The organism is Clostridium sp. K13, assembly GCF_019734195.1.
Classification (GTDB): domain Bacteria; phylum Bacillota; class Clostridia; order Clostridiales; family Clostridiaceae; genus Clostridium.
The window spans coordinates 3,600-23,301 of the sequence record NZ_JAASHM010000049.1; the positions used below are offsets into that span (position 1 = coordinate 3,600).

Consider the following 19,702-nt stretch of genomic DNA (forward strand, 5'->3'; position numbering starts at 1 on the left):
TACTATTTCTACTTTTGCTCCGTTGCTTAGTGAGCCTATTACTGAATGGTTTGTCCCAGCTCCACTTCTTACATTTAAAACACCATTTACTTTTATTGTTCCATTTTGTGTTGATGCTGATGAATTATCATTTCCACCATTGTTTCCTGAATCTGTTGATACTGTTACATAATCTTTACTTACATAACCATATCCACTTCCGTATTTTATCTTATACCAAGTCCCACTTGTTTCTACTATTTCTACTTTTGCTCCGTTGCTTAGTGAGCCTATTACTGAATGGTTTGTCCCAGCTCCACTTCTTACATTTAAAGCACCATTTACTTTTATTGTTCCACTTTGTGTTGATGCTGATGAACCATTATTTCCACTATTGTTTCCACTACCTGAACTTCCACTATTATTTCCTGAATCTGTTGATACTGTTACATAATCTTTACTTACGTATCCATATCCACTTCCGTATTTTATCTTATACCAAGTTCCACTTGTTTCTACTATTTCTACTTTTGCTCCGTTGCTTAGTGAGCCTATTACTGAATGGTTTGTCCCAGCTCCACTTCTTACATTTAAAGCACCATTTACTTTTATTGTTCCATTTTGTGTAGATGATGATGAACCATTGTTTCCATTATTGTTTTCGTTGCCTCCAGAATTATTTAATATTACATTATTTCTTAAATAATCCATTATTCCATTAACAATACCTTCTGCTACTTTATCTTGATAACTACTAGAACTAAGATTTTTAGCTTCTGTTGGATTTGATATAAATCCACATTCAACTAAACTTGATGACATATTTGCAGTTTTAATGACTGCATAATTTGCAGTCTTAGCACCTCTGTTAACAGCACTAGTAGATTGTATTAAATCTGTTTGTATTTCAGTTGCTAACTCTTTACTATCTTGTCTTGATGAATAATAATATGTTTCTATTCCATTGGCACTAGAACTTGTTGCAGAATTTTGATGTACTGAAACAAATATATCAGATCCGCAATTATTTGCCATTTTCGTTCTATCAGTTAATGATAAATATGTATCATCATATCTACTCATTTTAACTTGTACACCTTTTGCCTTTAATTTAGCTTCTACCTTTTGAGATATTTGTAAGTTTATTTCATCCTCGAGAACTCCATTTTGTACTGCTCCGTTATCATATCCTCCATGACCAGGATCAATAAAAACTTTATAGTAATCCCTATTCACATTTTTAATTATGCTTTTCCCATAACTAGCAGTAGATACGCCCTCATCTGTTATGCATACTTCTAAAATATATACTGTATCACCAGTTTGCTGTGATACAAATGTACTTCCTGAATTCTTTCCTACTAATTCTCCATCAACTATCTCCGCTACATTTTCATTATAAATAGTCCACCCATCGTTTATAGGTAAATTAATAGCTTCACCAACAGTTAAAATTAATCCATCTTCTAATATAACTTCTTCATTTTTATATTTTTCTAATAATTTAATTAATTCACTTTCCGAGACATTATAAATTCCTTCTGCTCTTACTATATCTGAAGGAGTTATTAATATTCCTGAAAGTATTAATAAACTTAATATTTTTAACTTATTAATATTAATCACCCTACTTTCTACTTACATATAATACATTATACATAATTTTATGCTAAAATAAACCAACTTTTAATGAAAATTTTGGGAAATTTTAAGTTTTTATTTATAATTTTACTTTTTTCTTTTTCATACAAAAAAAAATAAAATTACAATATAAGCAAAATTATATTGTAATTTTATCTAAAAACTTATTTTACTTTTTCCCATGCAATCATAACGAAATCTTTTCCAGTTTCGGACTTAATCAAATTTTCAGCTTTTTTTATAGCTTCAACTTCTTCCTTGCTAACTTGTGCAACTTTATAATCCATAAATTCATCTCCTTTAAATGATATATTATAGTTTTTGATACTTTGACTATGTATATTCATTTAAATTGATTACTATATTTTCTATTCTTTTATTATTTTAACTACTGTTCCTTCTAGTCCAATTACACTCTTATTATTTCTAATATATCCGTCTATAATTTCAACAGCTTCTTTAGATATTATTTCACCACCACAAATTAATGGAATTCCTGGTGGGTAAGGAATTAATGATTCCTTAGAAATTTTTCCTATGCTTTTAGTAATATCTATACATTCAAATTCTCTATTAAATACTTCATAAGGCTCTAACACCTTTTTAGGAATTATACTATAATAATTTTGATATAATTCATCCTTAATTAGAGATAAGTCTAATTTTAAAATAGCATTATGTATTTTTTTAAAATCTTCTTCTACATTAAATGGTGATAAAATCAATACTACTCCACCTGCAAAACTCATTTCACATTGTATTTTCATTGTTCTCATATAGTCTAATAATTTATGTCCACTATATCCTTTTGGTAGTATTAATATATATCTGCTTGAATCAAGGTTATATCCCTTAGGCAAATCATTTGATTGTAAAACACTTACTTTATTTAATTCACTTATTTTTATAGCCCATTTATCAGCTAACTCTATTATGTAATTATAATCTTTCTTTCCGTAATTATCTAAATAATATCTTGAATAATCTAATGATGACATTATTAGATATGAAGGCGATGTAGTCATAAATGCTTTTAAATAAAAATCTACATTATTATCATTATTAACTAAAAGATATGATCCTTGAGTTAGACTAGGTAATGTCTTATGGGCACTTAATACTACATAATCAGCATATGTAACTATGGATTTAGGTAGCTTTTCACTTATTCCATAATGAGCTCCATGTGCTCCATCTATAATTATTGATAATCCGCTTTCTTTTAACTCTTTCAATGTATCAAATATATCATATCCTATACCAAAATAATTTGGATAAGTCAATATTATTCCCTTTGCATTACTACATTCTTCTAATGCTTTGTATATTTCTTTTTCTGTTGGAGGTAAAAATATTCCTTTATCCTCATGAATAACAGGTTCAATATATTTTACTTTTAACTTTCTTAAAATTAATCCATTATAAACAGATTTATGACAGTTTCTTTCTACTAATACTTCATCTCCTTCATTAAATGCATCAAATATTGCTGCTAAATTTCCAGCTGTACTTCCATTAACAACAAAATATGCTTTTTTTACTCCATAAGTTTCAGCCAATAACTCTTGTGCCTCTTTAATTACTCCCTCTGGACAATGAAGATTATCTAATGGGTCAACTTCCGTAATATCTAAAAAGCCCATATTACTTACAAATTCTCTTCCTATATCATCTCTTAAAAATCCAATTCCACTTTTATTACCTGGCATTGAAAGAATAAGATTATCTTCTTTTTTATATTTTAATACTTCTTCTAATAACGGTATTCTTTTACTCATCTACATTTTTCTCCATCAACTTAATACTTCTTATACTATATTAATAAATACTATAAATAAAAACCACAAAAACTTTATTGCATATTACTTATTTTACATGGAAAGCTAATTTTGAGGTGATTTATTTATGAACTTACTTTTAAATATAATTATTGCATCATGTTTATTCTTTAATAGTAATTCTGATGATTTATCAATTAATTATCAATACCCTAGAAATATTGATGCATTAATTTTAGCTTACGATGAAATGTATAATTATAATAATAATCATTTTGTTGATAAAGAACCTTTAAGAGATTTTATAATCTTAGATATGGAATCTATCCATTTCACAGATACAACATACGAAGAACGACAAAAAGCAATTAAACACTTTGAAGAATATGGACTTATTGTATTAAATGCTTCTTTATTTAAATTAAAAGAAATTGGATTAGCTAACAATTTGGGGTCAATTAAAGTTGATGGCTATTTATTGATGATTACTAATATTAGTTCAAATGAAGCTGGTGAAACAATAGTTGAAGGCTCTAAATATCATAGTCCTGTTGGTTCTTACCAATATAAAGTCACACTTAAAGTTATTAATAATGCTTGGAGTGTTATTGATACAAACTTAATAAGTATTGCTTAACTAGGCTACTCTCATGTAAATAAAAAACTTACTACCATTATATATAGTAGTAAGTTTTTCTATTTTTATTATTTAGTAATAACTTGTATTGTCATTTTACTAAAAACCTTAATTGCCGTATCTATAATAAAGCTTACAGGCATTTTATTTAAATCTTCACTCTCATCAAGATATAATAATCCATCCCCAAACATAGTATCATAAGTAGCTATTTGCATAGCTAATCTTACACTTTGTTCATCAGCAAATAATCTTTTCAATCTAAAACTTTTTATTAATGCTTCAACATCATTCTTCTTTAATATATGCCTATACTCATCAACATTTTTTATTAACTCTTGTATAATTTCTATTGATTTATCTACATTTTCATGAGCAGTACTATAAGCAATTTTATAAACCTTTATATACTCTTCATTAGCAACCCTAGTTAATACATCATAAACTAATGAATGCTTTGTTCTTAATGTATCAAATAAGATAGAATTTACCCCTTCTCCAAAGTATTGATTGAAAACCCTTAATGCTTTTATCTCCCAATGGCTTAATTCATCAATAGGGAATATAATTTGAACCTTTGCACTATTTATATCTTCTTTCCTATCAATAAAAATTCCACTCCTAGGACTGCTAATATTTTCTTCATCTTCAGGTATTTTTTCACTTCTCCAGTCTATAAAACAATCTTCTATCATCTCTTTTACAACTTCAAAATCTAAATTTGAGATTATAGTAATAGTTGCATTATTAGCACAATAATAATTATTAAAGAAATCTATTGCATCATCTATTGTCATATTATTTAGTGACTCTTCAGTACCTATAATAGGATGCTTAAGTCTTCTATTTTCCATACAGTTATAATAAAGCTTATCTTCTGTATATTGTTCTAACTCCTCATCCCATTCTTTTAGTTCTTGCTTTATTACTTCCATCTCTTCTTTAAAACCTTCTTCAGTAAATACTGGTGCTAAAAGAATATCTGAAAATAAATCTAATCCCTTTTGTAAATCTTCACTTAATAAAGTTCCATAGAATACTACATAAGGATAGTTAGTCATGGCATTTTGAAAACCAAATATACTGCTTAATTCTTCATTTATTTGCTTTTCGCTTCTTATTTCTGTTCCCTTATATACCATATGTTCAGTAACATGAGCTACACCTAATTTTTCTCCATCACGTCCTGCTCCTGCATCTAATGATATGCATATTGAGGTTAACTCACTATTACCTTTTTTATAAATAAATTTTAATCCGTTATCTAATATATATTCTTTCATTAAATATCACCTCTTTTTTTCATTATATCATATCAATTTCATAATTCTTTTGATTGCTTTTCTTCCTTTAATTCTATGATTTTTATATAACCTATTTCTCTCTATATAATCCTGTTATACAAAAATGTTGTTAACAACATTTTTGTATAACACATTCATATATCATAAAACTAACATATACATTCTCTCATCTTTTAATATGTAATTCATAAAATTTATAAAAAAAAATTTTGTTATAACTATTTACTTTTAATTATCCCAACCCCAAATAGACCATTACCCCAAATGATAATAGTCATAATCTCTTATATATCTACTTTTTACTATATTGATAATCTTTTTGATTTTATCTTCTGCCAAGATAAATAAGAATTTATTTCTGCCTTTGAATTAATTTCAAATCTTATTTTATTTATTACTGATTTATTCTTTTTATCTTCAATATCATTTTTATATTCAAAAGCTCTCCAAGCAAAATAATGATCTAAATATTTACTAGCTACACCATTAAACTTCTTAAGCCATATCTTAAGTTTATTAGAATATGTTATATCTATATTTGAAATTTCATTATCACTTATATTAACCTTATTAATCTCATTAAACCCTTTTGCAAAAACCTTTAATCTACCATCTAAAAATCCAGCTATATACGCCTTTCTATCTAATCTTGGAATAATATTATCTCTTATATCATAAAGTCCAATAAAATTTCTTGCTGCAAATATCGGAATAATATCTAAAGATTTATTAATTGCATTAACTACTATAATTTTATCTCTTTCTTCTGAATGGTGTCTCCTATCCCCTTTAAAATTTTCATTCAAAACCAACTTTGTTAACTCAACATATGATCCTATCTTTTCAATATAATTTTTTTCACATAAATCATGTAAAAATCTATGTCTCCAGAAAAACGCTGTTACCAATGTAATATTCATCTTAGCTGCACACTCTCTTAAAGATACCCCCTTAATAAAAACCTGAAAATATTTTTCCCACATATATTTAAGCTTTTTAGAATATCTAAATGGATTATTTATATCATTGCTAAATGTTTTTCCACAACTTTCATCTTTACATTTATATCTTTGAGCTCCTTTGTAAAACCCAAACTTAATAACACTATTACTTTGGCAATACGGACATGAATTATCACTTTTTTTATTCGACTTCCCCTTATCTGGTATTGATTTGTAGTTTTCATTATTTTTATTCATTAAGATTTTATAGATATTAATCATAATTACATCACCAAAATTAATTATTAACTCATATCTATATCAATAAACATATTTGATTTATCTTTTTCTTTATTTATATAATTTTTGTAACTTATTCTAATCTTTTTAACTTTGGATATATTTTTTCTTAAATAATTATATAACAAATATAAATTTTTTTAAAAAAATAACAAGAACAAAGCATAACCTTGTTCTTGTTATTAAACTCTTATTTTATTCAGCTTTAAGTGCTATTGCACATTCAATTCTCTTCTTTTGCATTTTACATCCAATTTCGTAAGGAATATTCATATCTCCATTAAATGCAACATTATTTGCTTGACATCCACCTGAACAGTAGAATCTTGCCCAACATTCTTTACATTTTGGTTTGTTATATATATGAGCCTTTTTAAACTTCTTACCTAATTCTGAATCATAACTATCATCATAAATAGTTCCAAGCTTAAATTCTTCTCTACCAACAAATTGGTGACATGGATAAACTTCACCTTGTGGTGTTATTGCAACATATTCAAATCCAGCACCACATCCTGAAATTCTCTTGTAAACACATGGTCCACCATTTAAATCAATGTTGAAGTGATAGAAGTTGAACTCATCTCCTTCTTTCTTTCTTCTTGCCATTTCATTATATAACTTATCATAGTTTTCAAATATTTCTGGTAAGTGCTCTTCTTTTAATTCTAAGAAATGTCCTTTTTCAAGTACAACTGGTTCAATTGAAATTTCTCTAAATCCTTCATTAACCATAGCCTTAACATCTTCATAGAAATCAGTATTTGCTCCTGTAAATGTTCCTCTTACATAGTAATGTTTAGATTTATCTCTTTTTTCAATCATTCTCTTAATGTTTGGAAGTATATCATCATAAGAACCACTTCCATCAATCTTAATTCTTACATTATCATTTACTTCTTTTCTACCATCTAATGAAAGGATAATATTGCCCATTTCTTTATCCATAAAGTCCATCATCTCTTCAGTTAAAAGAGTTGCATTAGTAGTCATAGTAAATCTAATGTTTTTCTTCCAAGCCTTTTCATTTTCTCTTGCATAAGCTATTATTTCTTTAACCTTGTCCATGATCATTGTTGGTTCTCCACCAAATAAATCAATTTCAATATTTCTTCTTGGACCACTTCTCTTAACAACATAATCTATTGCCTTTTTAGCAGTTTCAACAGACATTACCCCTTTATGTCCATTGTACTCACCTTCATCAGCAAAGCAATATTTACATCTTAAATTACATCCATGAATAATATTTAAACAGACAGCTTTTATATAATCTCTATCATCCATTGATGAATGTGCTATATCTTCATACTGATCTCTTGAATATAATATATCCTCATCTATAAGTTCTAATAATTCTTCATAAGCTTCAGCTATAGTTTCTTCACCATATTTAGCTCCAAACTCTTTTATAAGTTCTTCCTTATCTCTTAGTTTATTATCATCAACTAAATCATAAACTAATTCATCTACAATATGTACAGCTCCTGTGTTAACATCTAAAACAAAGAAATTATCTCCTTGTTTAAATTTGTGTATTAAAGCCATTCCAATTCCTCCTAGCACTATTTATTGCTCATATCATATAATTTACGATATGTTATAACTATATATAACCTTAAAATAAACTTATTTTAAGGAAACACACTACTCCCTTTATGTCGTAGGTGTAAATTCGATTAACTAAATCAAAGATTTAGAATCTCATTTATGTTGAAACAATATCTTATTTAATCCAAATGTTAATTTGATAAATCAACTTAAACTAAGAATAAAGTTAAGCAGCAACCTTTTTGAAGTTACTGCTTGTCTTTAATTAGTTTTCACACTCTAAGTTAGCAACTGTGCAAGAAGTTTTGCAAGCTGATTGGCATGAGTTTGCACATTCCTTACATCCTGGTTTGCATAAGCTATTTTTGATGTTTGTTTTGTTGATTGTTTTTATGTGTTTCATGTCGAATCCTCCATATTTCAAATATAACATTGGTAATTATAGCACAGTTTCTCACGGTAATAAAGTATTTATTTTCCTAAGTCTGTACCATATTATACCTACAATAAAATATATATTAAAAATAAATTTATATTATTACTTTATTTCAAAATTAATTTAAATTTAATAAAATAATAAAACAACATTTCCATTAATACGAAATGTTGTTTTTATTATTTTCTATAAAGAAGTCTCTTTTTTTATTGCTTCTATCATGTCATCTTCAGATAAAGTTTTATCATCATATGAACTATATATATCATTTAAATGTACTGTATAATAAACATTTTTATTTTTATTTTTCTTCTCTTTTTTATTATTTTCTTCATTCTCATTTTTAGCTTTTTTATCCAAATTGTTTTTCACTAAAACACCTGCTGCAACTGATGCAACAACTGCTGATAATGCACCAAAAATTAATTTTTTGTTGTTTTTAATACTCATACTCTCCACCTCTCTGTTATAAAAATTATATACAGATTAACTATCTTAGTCAATTTATAAAATAGTTAAATTTTTATTACATATTTGAAACTTAGAATTTACTTTTCTAATAGTAAATATCTTTTATTTATATTATTTAAAATACTACTTACTATTTTGACCAAATTTCTCTCTTTCTATATCTATACTTTCTTTTATATTATTGAAATCATTCTTATTATTAGATTTAACTATATCTTCAACACTTATAATAGAAGTATTGCTGCTTTCACTTTCTACAAATATATCTTCTTCAGTTAATTTATCTTTAAATTTATTCATATTTCTTTTTCTCCTCTCTTCCTTCGAATGAGTAAGTTCATCTTGCCAAATTAAAATTTGGAGATTCACTTATAAGTATAACCTTGTTTCTATTCTTCTATCATACTCTGACCAATTTCCCGCTTCTGTTTTTTCCTTTATTTGTTCTATTTTATTCATAGTAGCATCTATTGAATCTGCAGAATTAAGAATAAAGGATTCTTCCATTCTCATTTCTCTTGGTGATCCATACTCAAGTTTTCCATGATGCTGTACTATACAGCCTTTCATTCTTATAATAAAGTCATCAGAATAAAATCCTGGATTATCATTAAATGCTTTATCTAGCATTTCTGTACCAATTACTATATGGCCTTCCATTTCCCCTCTAAGAGTATATTTAAATGGTCCATCATAATATAATTCATATATTTTCCCTATATCATGAAGCTTTGCCGCAAGAATTGCAATTTCTCTATTTCTGCAATTATATCTTTCACAAAGCATAATAGTTAAATACATAACACCTAGTGTATGTTCTGCTAATCCTCCTATATAGTTATGATGCATCGAAACTCCACCGATTCCTCTTTTAAACTTTTCTAAAAACTCTTCATTTTTAAAGAAGTAATCATTTAAAGCCTTTCCTTCTTTTGAAGTTATATACTCCTCTGTATATAATTCAAGTTCATCCATAATATCTTCTATATTCCTTTTAACTGTAGGTAAATAATCTATTGAATTATATTCATCTATAAACTCGTATTTTTTCACTTCTAAGTTTGTATCTTTTTTACCTTCTATCTGAATAACTCTACCTTCAACAATATTTCCTGATTTATTTTGTATAGTTGCTTTTATCTCCCCACTTTTATCTGCTAAAATACATACTACTTTTGTAGTGTCTCTAAAAAGCACTCTCATAACCATTAATGATGTTTTTAGTTCACTTCCATTCTTTATATCAGATAAAAATACTTCCTTTTTCATATCTTATTTCCTCCAATTACTAACTTTCCTTATAGTTTAGTGTAACCTAAAAAATATTAAAATATTTTTCTATTACTTTATAAATATTCATTTTAATAAAAAATCTTCTAAGATATATTTAAATATCTTAGAAGATTTTTCTATTTCATTCCAATTAGTATACCTATGTATTTTGTTCTTTTAATTATTTCATATAAAGCAAATGTTATAACAAATGATAATACTATCAATGTAATAATAGTAATCCATGCTGGTAACATTAATGGTAATATAAAAAATGCTAATGTTAACAATATAGTTTGGTGCATTATATATACAGGAAAAGATGCCTTATTTAAATATATAAGCACTTTATTTTCAGCATTTAAATATTTTATTCCATATCCAACAATAGTTATTATAGAAACAACTATTAAAGCAGATTTTAGCATAGTCTCAATAAGAATTTGTAAATAACCTAATTCCATATTTCTTAAACTAATAAAGTAACCTAATCCTAAAATTATAATAACTCCATTTATAAATGCAAAGGTTCTTCTATACTTAGATATAGCATTTATATAATCAATATCACCATAAGCAATATATCCAAATAAAAACATTAGTAAGTTTAAAAACAATCCTTTTCCGCCAATTCCCGGTATCATCTCTGAAATAATAGTCAATCCTATAACTAATACTATGCCTGTCTTACTTAGTAATATACCTTTTAAACTTAAAAGAATTTTCTTACCACCTATGACTTTACAACCCTTTATTACACTAACTCCTATTATAGAAATAATAAATAAAAATAGTATAAACCAAAGATGTGCAGGACTGAAGTTCCCATCAAACCCCATAAAATCGCTTATATTAGTAAAAAACTTTTTCATATGACTAAAATAGTTTATATTACTTTCACCTCTCCAAAGCCTTGCTAGATATGTTTGTGGAGGAACTATTACTATAATTCCAAATATAAATGGTATCAATAATTTTTTAATTCTCTCCATTATATATTGTAATCCACTTCTTCTCTGTAGTGCAAAATATGTTGAAGCTCCAGCTAAAAAGAATAATAGTGGCATATACCAAGTAAATGTTAATAATATAAAACCATTAGAAAATAAATTCCCTTTTTCGGTTTTAATATAAAAATCACCAAAGTCTGTGAATATTGCTGATGTATGATAAACAAATAACATTAATATACAAATATTTCTTATCCAATCAATTTCTCTTTTTCTCATTACCTCTCCTTAATTTATTAATAATTTGTAAACACATATCCTAATCTATTTTTATCATACTTTATTGTTATTTACCATACTTTTATTATAGATATATTAATTTATTGCACAATATTATCATAAAGCAAAAAAATAATGAGTTAATTGAAAATACAACTAACTCATTATTTTTATTTATTCTCCTATTCCACTCTTTTTTATACTTTCTGCAAATCCTTCTGAAAGCTTATTAATTGGCTTCTTAAGGAATAATGAAATAAGTATAAATATGGCTCCATATATTAAAAGCACTATAATATCTTTAACTAAAACACTTTGAACAACTCCACCTATTGCCTCTCTTGCAAATGAAATTGCATAAGTGAAAGGTAAAAATGGATTTATTGTTTGGAAGAACTTTGGTGTTAATTGAATAGGGAATGTTCCTCCTGATCCTCCTATTTGTAATACCAATAATACAATTCCTAAAACCTTACCTACATTTCCAAGTACAGAACACATTGAATATAAAATAAATGTGAATATAATACTTGTAAATACACTACCTAATACAAATAATAATGGATTTACACAATAAATTTTCAGTACATACAAATCTCCTATAGAAACTATTAAAGCTTGAATTATAGCTATAGTTAAGAATAAAAATAACTTTCCAAAATATTGTGACATAGGTGAATAATCTCCATGTGCTTCAACTGTTAACATTGAAGCTAATAACAATAATCCTACCCATAATGATAATACAGTGTAGAATGGAGTCATTCCAGTTCCGTAATTCCCCATTGGGAATAATTTATTTGTTATTATCTCTACTGGATTTGCAAGGAAATCACTTCTCTTTTGAACATCACTCTTTAGTAAGTTTACTATTTCTTGTAAATCAGCACTATCCTTTATTCCACCAACCTTACTAATTAAATCATTAATCATATTTTCAGCCTCTGGAAGCTTTTCCTTAACAAATTCTATTCCTTCCATTCCTTTATCAGCGCCTTGATATACAGTATTTAACAATTCAGTTACTTGTGGTAACTTCGATTCCGCTTCACTTAATACATTCATAGCATTATCAGCTACAGTATATGCATCATCAAATATACTATTTATTTTACCTACTATTTCTGAATCAAAATTGTTATAAATATTATTAGTTATATTACTAATATCATTTGAAAAAGCTATTACATTATTTAATAATGATAAATTAGGTTGTTGCCCATTAGCTATGTTATCTTTAACAGTATTTAAAGCAGTAATAGCAGAGTTAATTTTACTAGTAACAGTTTGTAAATTACTTATTATGTCATCAAACTTACCTGGACTAAACTTATTCATAGTTTCAAGAATATTAATTAATGAATTTGCACTTGTATTTATGCTATTTAACTTATCAAGTAAACTATCTATCATAGCTGGTGCATTTTCTGAACCTGCATTTATTGCATCTATTACTGCACTTGTATATTTGGATATATCATTAGATATTTCGTTTAATATCTTAATATCATTTTTAATTATAGGAGCTATATTATTTAAGCTAGTTTTTGAAGTACTTAAAAAATCTTTTACCTCACTACTTAATGTCTGTGCATTTTTAATTGTTTGCTCTATCATTGGAATATCTTCTTGAATTCCTGCAACTAATGTTTTAAGCTGTTCTGCTCCTTGACTAGCTAGATTAACAGTATCATTAATGTTTCCAAAATGTCCTTGTACATCTAATAATGCATTATAAATTGTAGTTATTTTAGGAATTTGATTTTCAAGTTCTATCCCTATCTCATTTCCTAATCCAAATATTGCATCACTTACAGTTGCTACTATTGCTTTACTTACTTTGTCTTGGACAGCACTCGCCCCTTTATCCGTAAGCTTAGGTGCAATAGCATTTATTTTTTCATTAACTGTATATATTATGTCACCCTTTTGTACATCTTCTGTTACGATTGAAGTTAGATTTTGAGAAAAATTTTCTGGTATTGTAATCATTGCATAGTATTTACCCTCTTCAACCATCTTAGTTGCTTCTTCTTCGCTAACAAACTGCCACCCCATCTGTTTGTTATCCTTCAACTCATCAACAATAGTATTACCCAAATTTATATCATTTCCATTTAAAGTAGTTCCTAAATCCTTATTTACTACTCCAACTTTTATTCCACTCGTTGCCGACTCTGCATATGGATCCCATGATGCTTTAATATTAAACCAAGCATACAAAGAAGGTAATATACATAATGCTATTACAACAATAAGCGCCCCATAATTTGTAAAGATGTTTTTTAAATCTTTTTTAAAAATTTCAAATGCACCCTTCATCTTTTTACTCCTTTGACCTTTCCTTACTTTTAAATATATATTATCACTTTGGTACTAAAATTCAAGTTTTAGTTTTCTACGGTTTTTCTGCTATTTATCCCCTTAATCATCATTTTTCTCAATATTAAAACGTTTTTTATACATTTAAAATTTATTTTTTTTAATATTTTTTAAACATGTTATTAACAATTTATTCATTTTATTTTATTATTTCTCTCTTATTTTGTTTTTTACTTTTTTTAAATTAATATACTATCTTATTTAAACTATTTTATAATTACTTAAAATTAAATATTGAAACTTCTATACTAAAATTATTTTTAGTGTATACTAAATATAGATAAATATAAATTACCGAGGAGAAAATAATGAACATGTCATTTAACGAACTTAATTTAAATTCAAATATAATAGAGGGCTTAAAACTTCAAGGAATTACTTCTCCAACTGAAGTACAAAGCTTAACTATTCCAAAAGCATTAGAAAACTTAGACATAATTGCAGAATCACATACTGGTAGTGGAAAAACTTTAGCTTACCTATGCCCTATTTTTCAAAAAATAAATACTGAAAAGAAGGAAATGCAAGCTATTATTCTTGCTCCAACTCACGAATTAGTTATGCAAATTGATGCACAAATAAAACTACTTTCAAAAAATTCAAATATGAATGTAACTTCATTAACTATAATGGGTGAATCTAATATTGAAAAACAAATAAAAAGACTTAAAGAAGTAAAACCACATATAATAGTAGGTTCAGCTGGAAGAGTTCTTGATTTAATTAAAAAGAAAAAAATATCTGCTCACACTATAAAAACTATAGTTATGGATGAAGCAGATAGCTTATTAGCCAAAAATAAATCTACAATAATTAAAGACATAATTAAAGCTACTATGAGAGATAGGCAACTTATGTTCTTCTCTGCAAGTATAAATCCTACTGCTTTAGAAATATCTAAATCATTAGTTAAAGAGGTTCACATAGTAAAATCAGAAGCTAAATCTGTTTTAAACCCTAATATTTCTCATATGTTTATTGCTTGTGAATTCAGAGATAGATTTGAAACATTAAGAAAATTATTAGCTGCAGAAAATCCTGATAAAGCAATAGTATTTGTTAATAACAGTACTGAACTTCAAAACATAAATGAAAAACTTGACTATCATAAGGTTAAATCTACTGCTATATATGGAAATGCTTCAAAGGAACAAAGACAAAGATCTATTGAAGCATTTAGAAATGGTAAGTTTAATATTTTAGTATCTTCTGATGTATCTGCTAGGGGTCTTGATATACCTGAAGTATCTCATATTATAAGCATGGACTTCCCTCAAAATCCTGATGAATACTTACATAGAGCTGGAAGAACTGCTCGTGGAACTCTTTCTGGTTCTTCAATATGCATAGGAACAAGACGTGATTTAGAAGCTATAAAGTTATATCAAAAGGCTTTTAAAATTAAATTTGAAGAAATGAGACTATATGGCGGTAACTTAATACCAGTAAAATAGTGAAAAACTAAGAGTGAAGAGTTAATTAAAAAACTCCTTAATGAGTTTAAAAAAATCGGAGGTTTTCATCCTCCACTCTTCACAATTCACTTAAATAGAAAATTTCATCTTAAATAAAACTGAATTTTCGCTACTTTCAATTGTATACTGGATATTTTCATGCTTATCTAATATTGTTCTTACTATATAAAGACCTAAACCAGTTCCTCCAGTTTTTCTATTTCTTGATTTATCAACTCTATAAAAAGCGTTAAATATTTCTCCAAGCTGATCCTTTGGAATAGTTATTCCTGTGTTTTCAACACTTAATTCACTATCAGTTAATTTAATAATTATCTTTTCCTTTAAAGGAGAATGTGTAATTGCATTCTTAACTGTATTAGTAATTGCTTTTTTTATTAATTTTTCATCAGAATTCACAAAAACATCTTCATCAATATATGTTTTTAATTCTAAATTCTTTTCATCTATAAAATACTTTAATTCTCTTATAACACTATTAGTAACCTTACTTATATTAACATTTGTAAAGTTATATTTAAATTCTCCATTTTCTCTTTCACTTAAATGTAATATTTCTTGAACTAATTCACTCATCTTTTGTGTGACTTCATAAGATTCCTTTAAATATTTATCCCTATCCTTATACTTCCCTATATTATAAATCATCCCTTCTAACTGTCCATTAATTATAGTAATAGGAGATTTTAACTCATGAGATATTGTTGCAACAAATTCTCTTCTTTCTTTTTCTAATTTTCTTTCCATTTCTATTTCTTCTGTAAGCTGTGAGTTCATTTTTTCTAGCTTTTTAAAAGACTCTTTTAAATTTTTATTCATTAAATTTAAACTATTAGATAATTCCCCTATTTCATCTTCACCATTAATCTCTATAACATTATCAAAATCCAATTTTGCCATTTTCTTAGCAACTTTATTTATCTTGATTAGAGGTTTACTTATCAAAATAGCATAAAAACTAGAAATAGTAAAAGCAATTACTATAATTGCAATAATAGCAAATGGGAAAAATAAAACAATACTGTCTTCAGCCTCATTTTCCGGACTTATAGGAAAATGTACTATCATATGATATATTTTATCTAAACTTTTTATATAAACAGCTTCATCTATATTTAAGCTACCATTTTTATTAATTAGTTGATATACAAATTGTGCTGTACTTAAACTTTCATCTATATCAAACCTTAAATTATACTTTTGAAATATTTTAAACCTTTCATAGTGTTTATGGTTATATAAGAATGGTATATTATTAGGAGAATTTGCACCTTCCCTAAATGAGGAATATAATATGCTATCAATTAAATTATCTTTGTCCTTACTTACTAAAATAATATCTAAATTATAATTATAAGAAAAATTATCTAACATATCATCTATGTCTATATCTTTGTCTTCTTCTAATTTTGTTTTTAATTGCTCAATTCCTAACTTTACAGTTTTAACCTTATATATTTCATAAACTCTTGGCATAAAGAAATATATACATATATATAACAGTGTAAATGCAAAAATTATTATTAAGCTACTCCATATAAATAATTTCTTTTTTATACTTAAGTTCTTCCATCTATTTTTCAAGAACATACCCTACACCTTTAATAGTTTTAATATAATCCTTCTTTATTTTCTTTCTTATATTTTTCATATGAGCATCTATAACTCTAGTATCTCCAAAATAATCATATCCCCATATTTTTTCAATTAACTTTTCTCTAGAAACTACCGTTGGATAACTTGATATCATTAACTTCAATATATTAAATTCCTTTAAAGTTAATTCTATCTCTTCTCCTTCAACATAAGATTTAAAGGTTTGTAATTCAAGCTTTAACCCCTCAAACCTTAACACTTCCTCTTCAACCTTTTCCCTATTCTTTCTTCTTAAAACTGCTTCAACTCTCTTAATTAATATATTAAATGAAAATGGTTTACTAATATAATCATCGGCCTTCAAGTCAAATCCCTTTATTTCATTCTCTTCATCTCCTAAGGCAGTTAAAAATATTACTGAAACTTCTTTATCTACACTTTTTATCATTTTGCATAATGAATGTCCATCAAGTCTTGGCATCATAACATCTAAAATTACTAAATCATATTCCCCTTCTTTAAATTTCTCATATCCTTCTACTCCATCATTAGCTGTTTCTACTATATAATCTTGTGAAGATAGAAACTCTACTATTAATTCCTGTATTTGATTATCATCTTCTACTACCAAAATTTTATAACTCATATGTTCCTCCAATTTTTTTCTTATATCTCTTAATTTTATCATAATACTTTTTATTGAATATTAAATTCATTTAAACTTCAGTTTTTATACTCTAATGCTATTTAAATAATTCTTATAATACAATTTTAAACCTTTTTAACTTAAATTTCATAATAACTTCTCTTTAAAAATTACTTTTTTTTAGATTATTTTAAGGTTCAATTTATAAAATCATTATGTATTATTACTTAAAGAGAAATTAAAATGCATATTACATTTAAACACAAAAAAATTTTTTACATCAATAAAATTTTATATTTTATTTGCTTATCTATACTATTTATTAGTTTATATATTATTATTCACACCTTAAAGAAACCAACATGAAATATTTCTTGGTTATATATTGAGAAACTATACTTTTTCTTTTAAATAAATTATTAAAGGTTATGTAATCAAACCATAACCCTTAATAATTTTTAAATATAATATTTTACTTTCTCATACCTGTATAAAATAGTATAGAATCTCTTAGAAACTCTGCAAGTCCATCTTGTTCTTTATCATAATACTCTTTAAAACGCTCATCATAAACATACATTTCTGCTAATCCTGCATGGGCTTCTTTTGTATAACTTGACCAAGTATATAAAAGCCATTTTTTATGAAGCTCTGCAACTTCTTGAGCCAATTCTCCCTTTGGGTTTCCTGTATTAAATGCTTGTAATAGTTTTTCATTAACTTCATTACCTAATTTAATGAAGTCATTGTAATCTTCTTCAGTCATATTTTGAAATTTTTTATTACTTTTTTCTATACTTTCATTCCCATACTTTTCTCTTATTTCTTCACCATACTTCTTTTCATTAGTATCTATTATATTTTTCTTAAAACCTTCAAATTTCTCTCTATCAGACATTTTTACTTCTCCCTCTTTTAATTGAATTGTTTTATTAACATTTTTTAAAAGCAAATCAATTTGTTTTTGCTTTTCAAGAAGTTTTATTCTATGCTCTTTTAATGCTTCAATCTCATCAAACAGTGGATTTTCTAAAATTAATTTTATTTGTTCTAAGCTTACTCCTAACTCTCTATAAAAAAGTATTTGCTGCAATTTATTAATTTCCTTTTCTCCATAAATTCTATATCCTGATGAATTAACTCTTGCCGGCTTAAGAAGTCCAATTTCATCATAGTATCTTAATGTTCTTTTGCTTATTTTAGCTATTTCACTAAGCTTCTGCACTGTATATTCCATAGAAACAACCTCCTTATATCTAAACTATACACCCTTACGCAACGTTAAGGTCAATACATTTTTTTATTTATTAATTCACGATAAAAAGCTATAAAGAATTTATCAAAATTAATATATTTAATAATAAAAAAATAAAATACCACCTATTTTTTAATAGATGATATTTTATTTATAAAATAATATATTTTATCTAAATTTACTAATGTTATTTGTTATCTCATTATCTTTAAATAAATCTGAACCTATTATAACATTATTTGCTCCACATTCTAATACCTTCATATAATTAGAAGATTTAATTCATCCATCTACATTAATATCGAAATTAAAAGACTTTTCCTTTTTAATTACTGATAATTCTTTTATTCTATTTAATGTATTTTCAATAAATGCTTGTCCACCAAATCCTGGGTTAACGCCCATAACTAATACTAAGTCTACTAAAGGTAAAACTTCTTTTAAATTATTAATAGGTGTACCTGGATTAATAGCGATACCTGCTTTTACATTATGCTTTTTTATTTCTTGTATTATTCTATGAATATGATGATTTCCTTCAATATGGACAGTAATTGAATCTGCTCCATGTTTAACAAATTCATCTATATATCTTATTGGTTCATCTATCATTAAATGAACATCTAAATTTAAATTAGTAATTTCTCTAATACATTTTAGAATAGGAAAACCAAAAGATATATTAGGTACAAATTTTCCATCCATTATATCAATATGAATAGTTTTAATATTAGGCTCTGTTTTAAATGAAGGTTGATTATATATTAAATTTAAAAGGACACAGTGCTGTGTCCTTTTTGAGTATATAT

General features: G+C 26.2%; 18 protein-coding genes. 2 read left to right on the forward strand and 16 right to left on the reverse strand.

Going from position 1 to position 19,702, the window contains the following annotated elements; all coding sequences use genetic code 11:
- The 3 genes from HCG76_RS19435 to HCG76_RS17120 all read right to left on the reverse strand — a co-directional run.
- A partial coding sequence (locus HCG76_RS19435; protein WP_221719014.1) for an N-acetylmuramoyl-L-alanine amidase occupies positions 1 to 1,605 on the reverse strand: 1,605 nt, incomplete at its 3' end.
- Positions 1,606 to 1,784: 179 nt separating this feature from the next.
- Positions 1,785 to 1,907 (reverse strand): hypothetical protein, encoded by a 123-nt coding sequence (locus tag HCG76_RS19270; RefSeq protein ID WP_260458183.1) that lies wholly within the window; start codon positions 1,905 to 1,907, stop codon positions 1,785 to 1,787.
- A gap of 81 nt (positions 1,908 to 1,988) precedes the next feature.
- Positions 1,989 to 3,398 (reverse strand): aminotransferase class I/II-fold pyridoxal phosphate-dependent enzyme, encoded by a 1,410-nt coding sequence (locus tag HCG76_RS17120; RefSeq protein WP_221701473.1) that lies wholly within the window; start codon positions 3,396 to 3,398, stop codon positions 1,989 to 1,991.
- 127 nt (positions 3,399 to 3,525) lie between these two features.
- Here HCG76_RS17120 and HCG76_RS17125 point away from each other — a divergent pair, with 127 nt between their 5' ends.
- Positions 3,526 to 4,035, forward strand: a complete 510-nt coding sequence (locus HCG76_RS17125) for a hypothetical protein (protein WP_221701474.1) — start codon at positions 3,526 to 3,528, stop codon at positions 4,033 to 4,035.
- 68 nt (positions 4,036 to 4,103) lie between these two features.
- On the opposite strand, the gene HCG76_RS17130 is transcribed toward HCG76_RS17125, so the two are convergent.
- The 9 genes from HCG76_RS17130 to HCG76_RS17170 all read right to left on the reverse strand — a co-directional run bounded on the left by HCG76_RS17130 (position 4,104) and on the right by HCG76_RS17170 (position 13,861).
- Complete coding sequence (locus HCG76_RS17130) at positions 4,104 to 5,318, reverse strand: M16 family metallopeptidase (protein ID WP_221701475.1); 1,215 nt, start codon at positions 5,316 to 5,318, stop codon at positions 4,104 to 4,106.
- 323 nt (positions 5,319 to 5,641) lie between these two features.
- Positions 5,642 to 6,562, reverse strand: coding sequence for an IS1/IS1595 family N-terminal zinc-binding domain-containing protein (locus HCG76_RS17135; protein ID WP_221701476.1), 921 nt, complete (start codon positions 6,560 to 6,562; stop codon positions 5,642 to 5,644).
- A 213-nt stretch (positions 6,563 to 6,775) separates the two neighbouring features.
- On the reverse strand, positions 6,776 to 8,128 hold the full coding sequence (scfB, locus tag HCG76_RS17140; RefSeq protein WP_221701477.1) for a thioether cross-link-forming SCIFF peptide maturase: 1,353 nt from the start codon (positions 8,126 to 8,128) through the stop codon (positions 6,776 to 6,778).
- A gap of 268 nt (positions 8,129 to 8,396) precedes the next feature.
- Complete coding sequence (scfA, locus tag HCG76_RS17145) at positions 8,397 to 8,534, reverse strand: six-cysteine ranthipeptide SCIFF (RefSeq protein ID WP_003371542.1); 138 nt, start codon at positions 8,532 to 8,534, stop codon at positions 8,397 to 8,399.
- A 219-nt stretch (positions 8,535 to 8,753) separates the two neighbouring features.
- A complete protein-coding gene (locus HCG76_RS17150) occupies positions 8,754 to 9,017 on the reverse strand; it encodes a hypothetical protein (protein WP_221701478.1) in 264 nt (87 codons plus the stop codon).
- Between the two features lie 144 nt (positions 9,018 to 9,161).
- Positions 9,162 to 9,338, reverse strand: coding sequence for a hypothetical protein (locus tag HCG76_RS17155; protein WP_221701479.1), 177 nt, complete (start codon positions 9,336 to 9,338; stop codon positions 9,162 to 9,164).
- A gap of 69 nt (positions 9,339 to 9,407) precedes the next feature.
- On the reverse strand, positions 9,408 to 10,307 hold the full coding sequence (locus HCG76_RS17160) for a 3'-5' exoribonuclease YhaM family protein (protein ID WP_221701480.1): 900 nt from the start codon (positions 10,305 to 10,307) through the stop codon (positions 9,408 to 9,410).
- Positions 10,308 to 10,447: 140 nt separating this feature from the next.
- Positions 10,448 to 11,539, reverse strand: coding sequence for an acyltransferase family protein (locus tag HCG76_RS17165; RefSeq protein ID WP_221701481.1), 1,092 nt, complete (start codon positions 11,537 to 11,539; stop codon positions 10,448 to 10,450).
- Between the two features lie 174 nt (positions 11,540 to 11,713).
- Positions 11,714 to 13,861, reverse strand: a complete 2,148-nt coding sequence (locus HCG76_RS17170) for a YhgE/Pip domain-containing protein (RefSeq protein ID WP_221701482.1) — start codon at positions 13,859 to 13,861, stop codon at positions 11,714 to 11,716.
- A gap of 368 nt (positions 13,862 to 14,229) precedes the next feature.
- Between HCG76_RS17170 and HCG76_RS17175 the strand changes: the two genes are divergently transcribed.
- Positions 14,230 to 15,375: a DEAD/DEAH box helicase gene (locus tag HCG76_RS17175; protein ID WP_221701483.1), complete on the forward strand. Its 1,146-nt coding sequence runs from the start codon at positions 14,230 to 14,232 to the stop codon at positions 15,373 to 15,375.
- 90 nt (positions 15,376 to 15,465) lie between these two features.
- On the opposite strand, the gene HCG76_RS17180 is transcribed toward HCG76_RS17175, so the two are convergent.
- The 4 genes from HCG76_RS17180 to HCG76_RS17195 all read right to left on the reverse strand — a co-directional run.
- A complete protein-coding gene (locus HCG76_RS17180; protein WP_221701484.1) occupies positions 15,466 to 16,980 on the reverse strand; it encodes a sensor histidine kinase in 1,515 nt (504 codons plus the stop codon).
- Positions 16,970 to 17,638, reverse strand: a complete 669-nt coding sequence (locus tag HCG76_RS17185) for a response regulator transcription factor (RefSeq protein WP_221701485.1) — start codon at positions 17,636 to 17,638, stop codon at positions 16,970 to 16,972. The genes HCG76_RS17180 and HCG76_RS17185 overlap by 11 nt, the downstream gene beginning before the upstream one ends.
- Before the next feature lie 472 nt (positions 17,639 to 18,110).
- The gene (locus tag HCG76_RS17190; protein WP_221701486.1) at positions 18,111 to 18,875 is read right to left on the reverse strand and encodes a MerR family transcriptional regulator; all 765 of its coding nucleotides are present in this window, start codon (positions 18,873 to 18,875) and stop codon (positions 18,111 to 18,113) included.
- Positions 18,876 to 19,175: 300 nt separating this feature from the next.
- Positions 19,176 to 19,702, reverse strand: a 527-nt coding sequence (locus HCG76_RS17195; protein ID WP_221719015.1) for a ribulose-phosphate 3-epimerase, incomplete at its 5' end; no start/stop codon positions are given.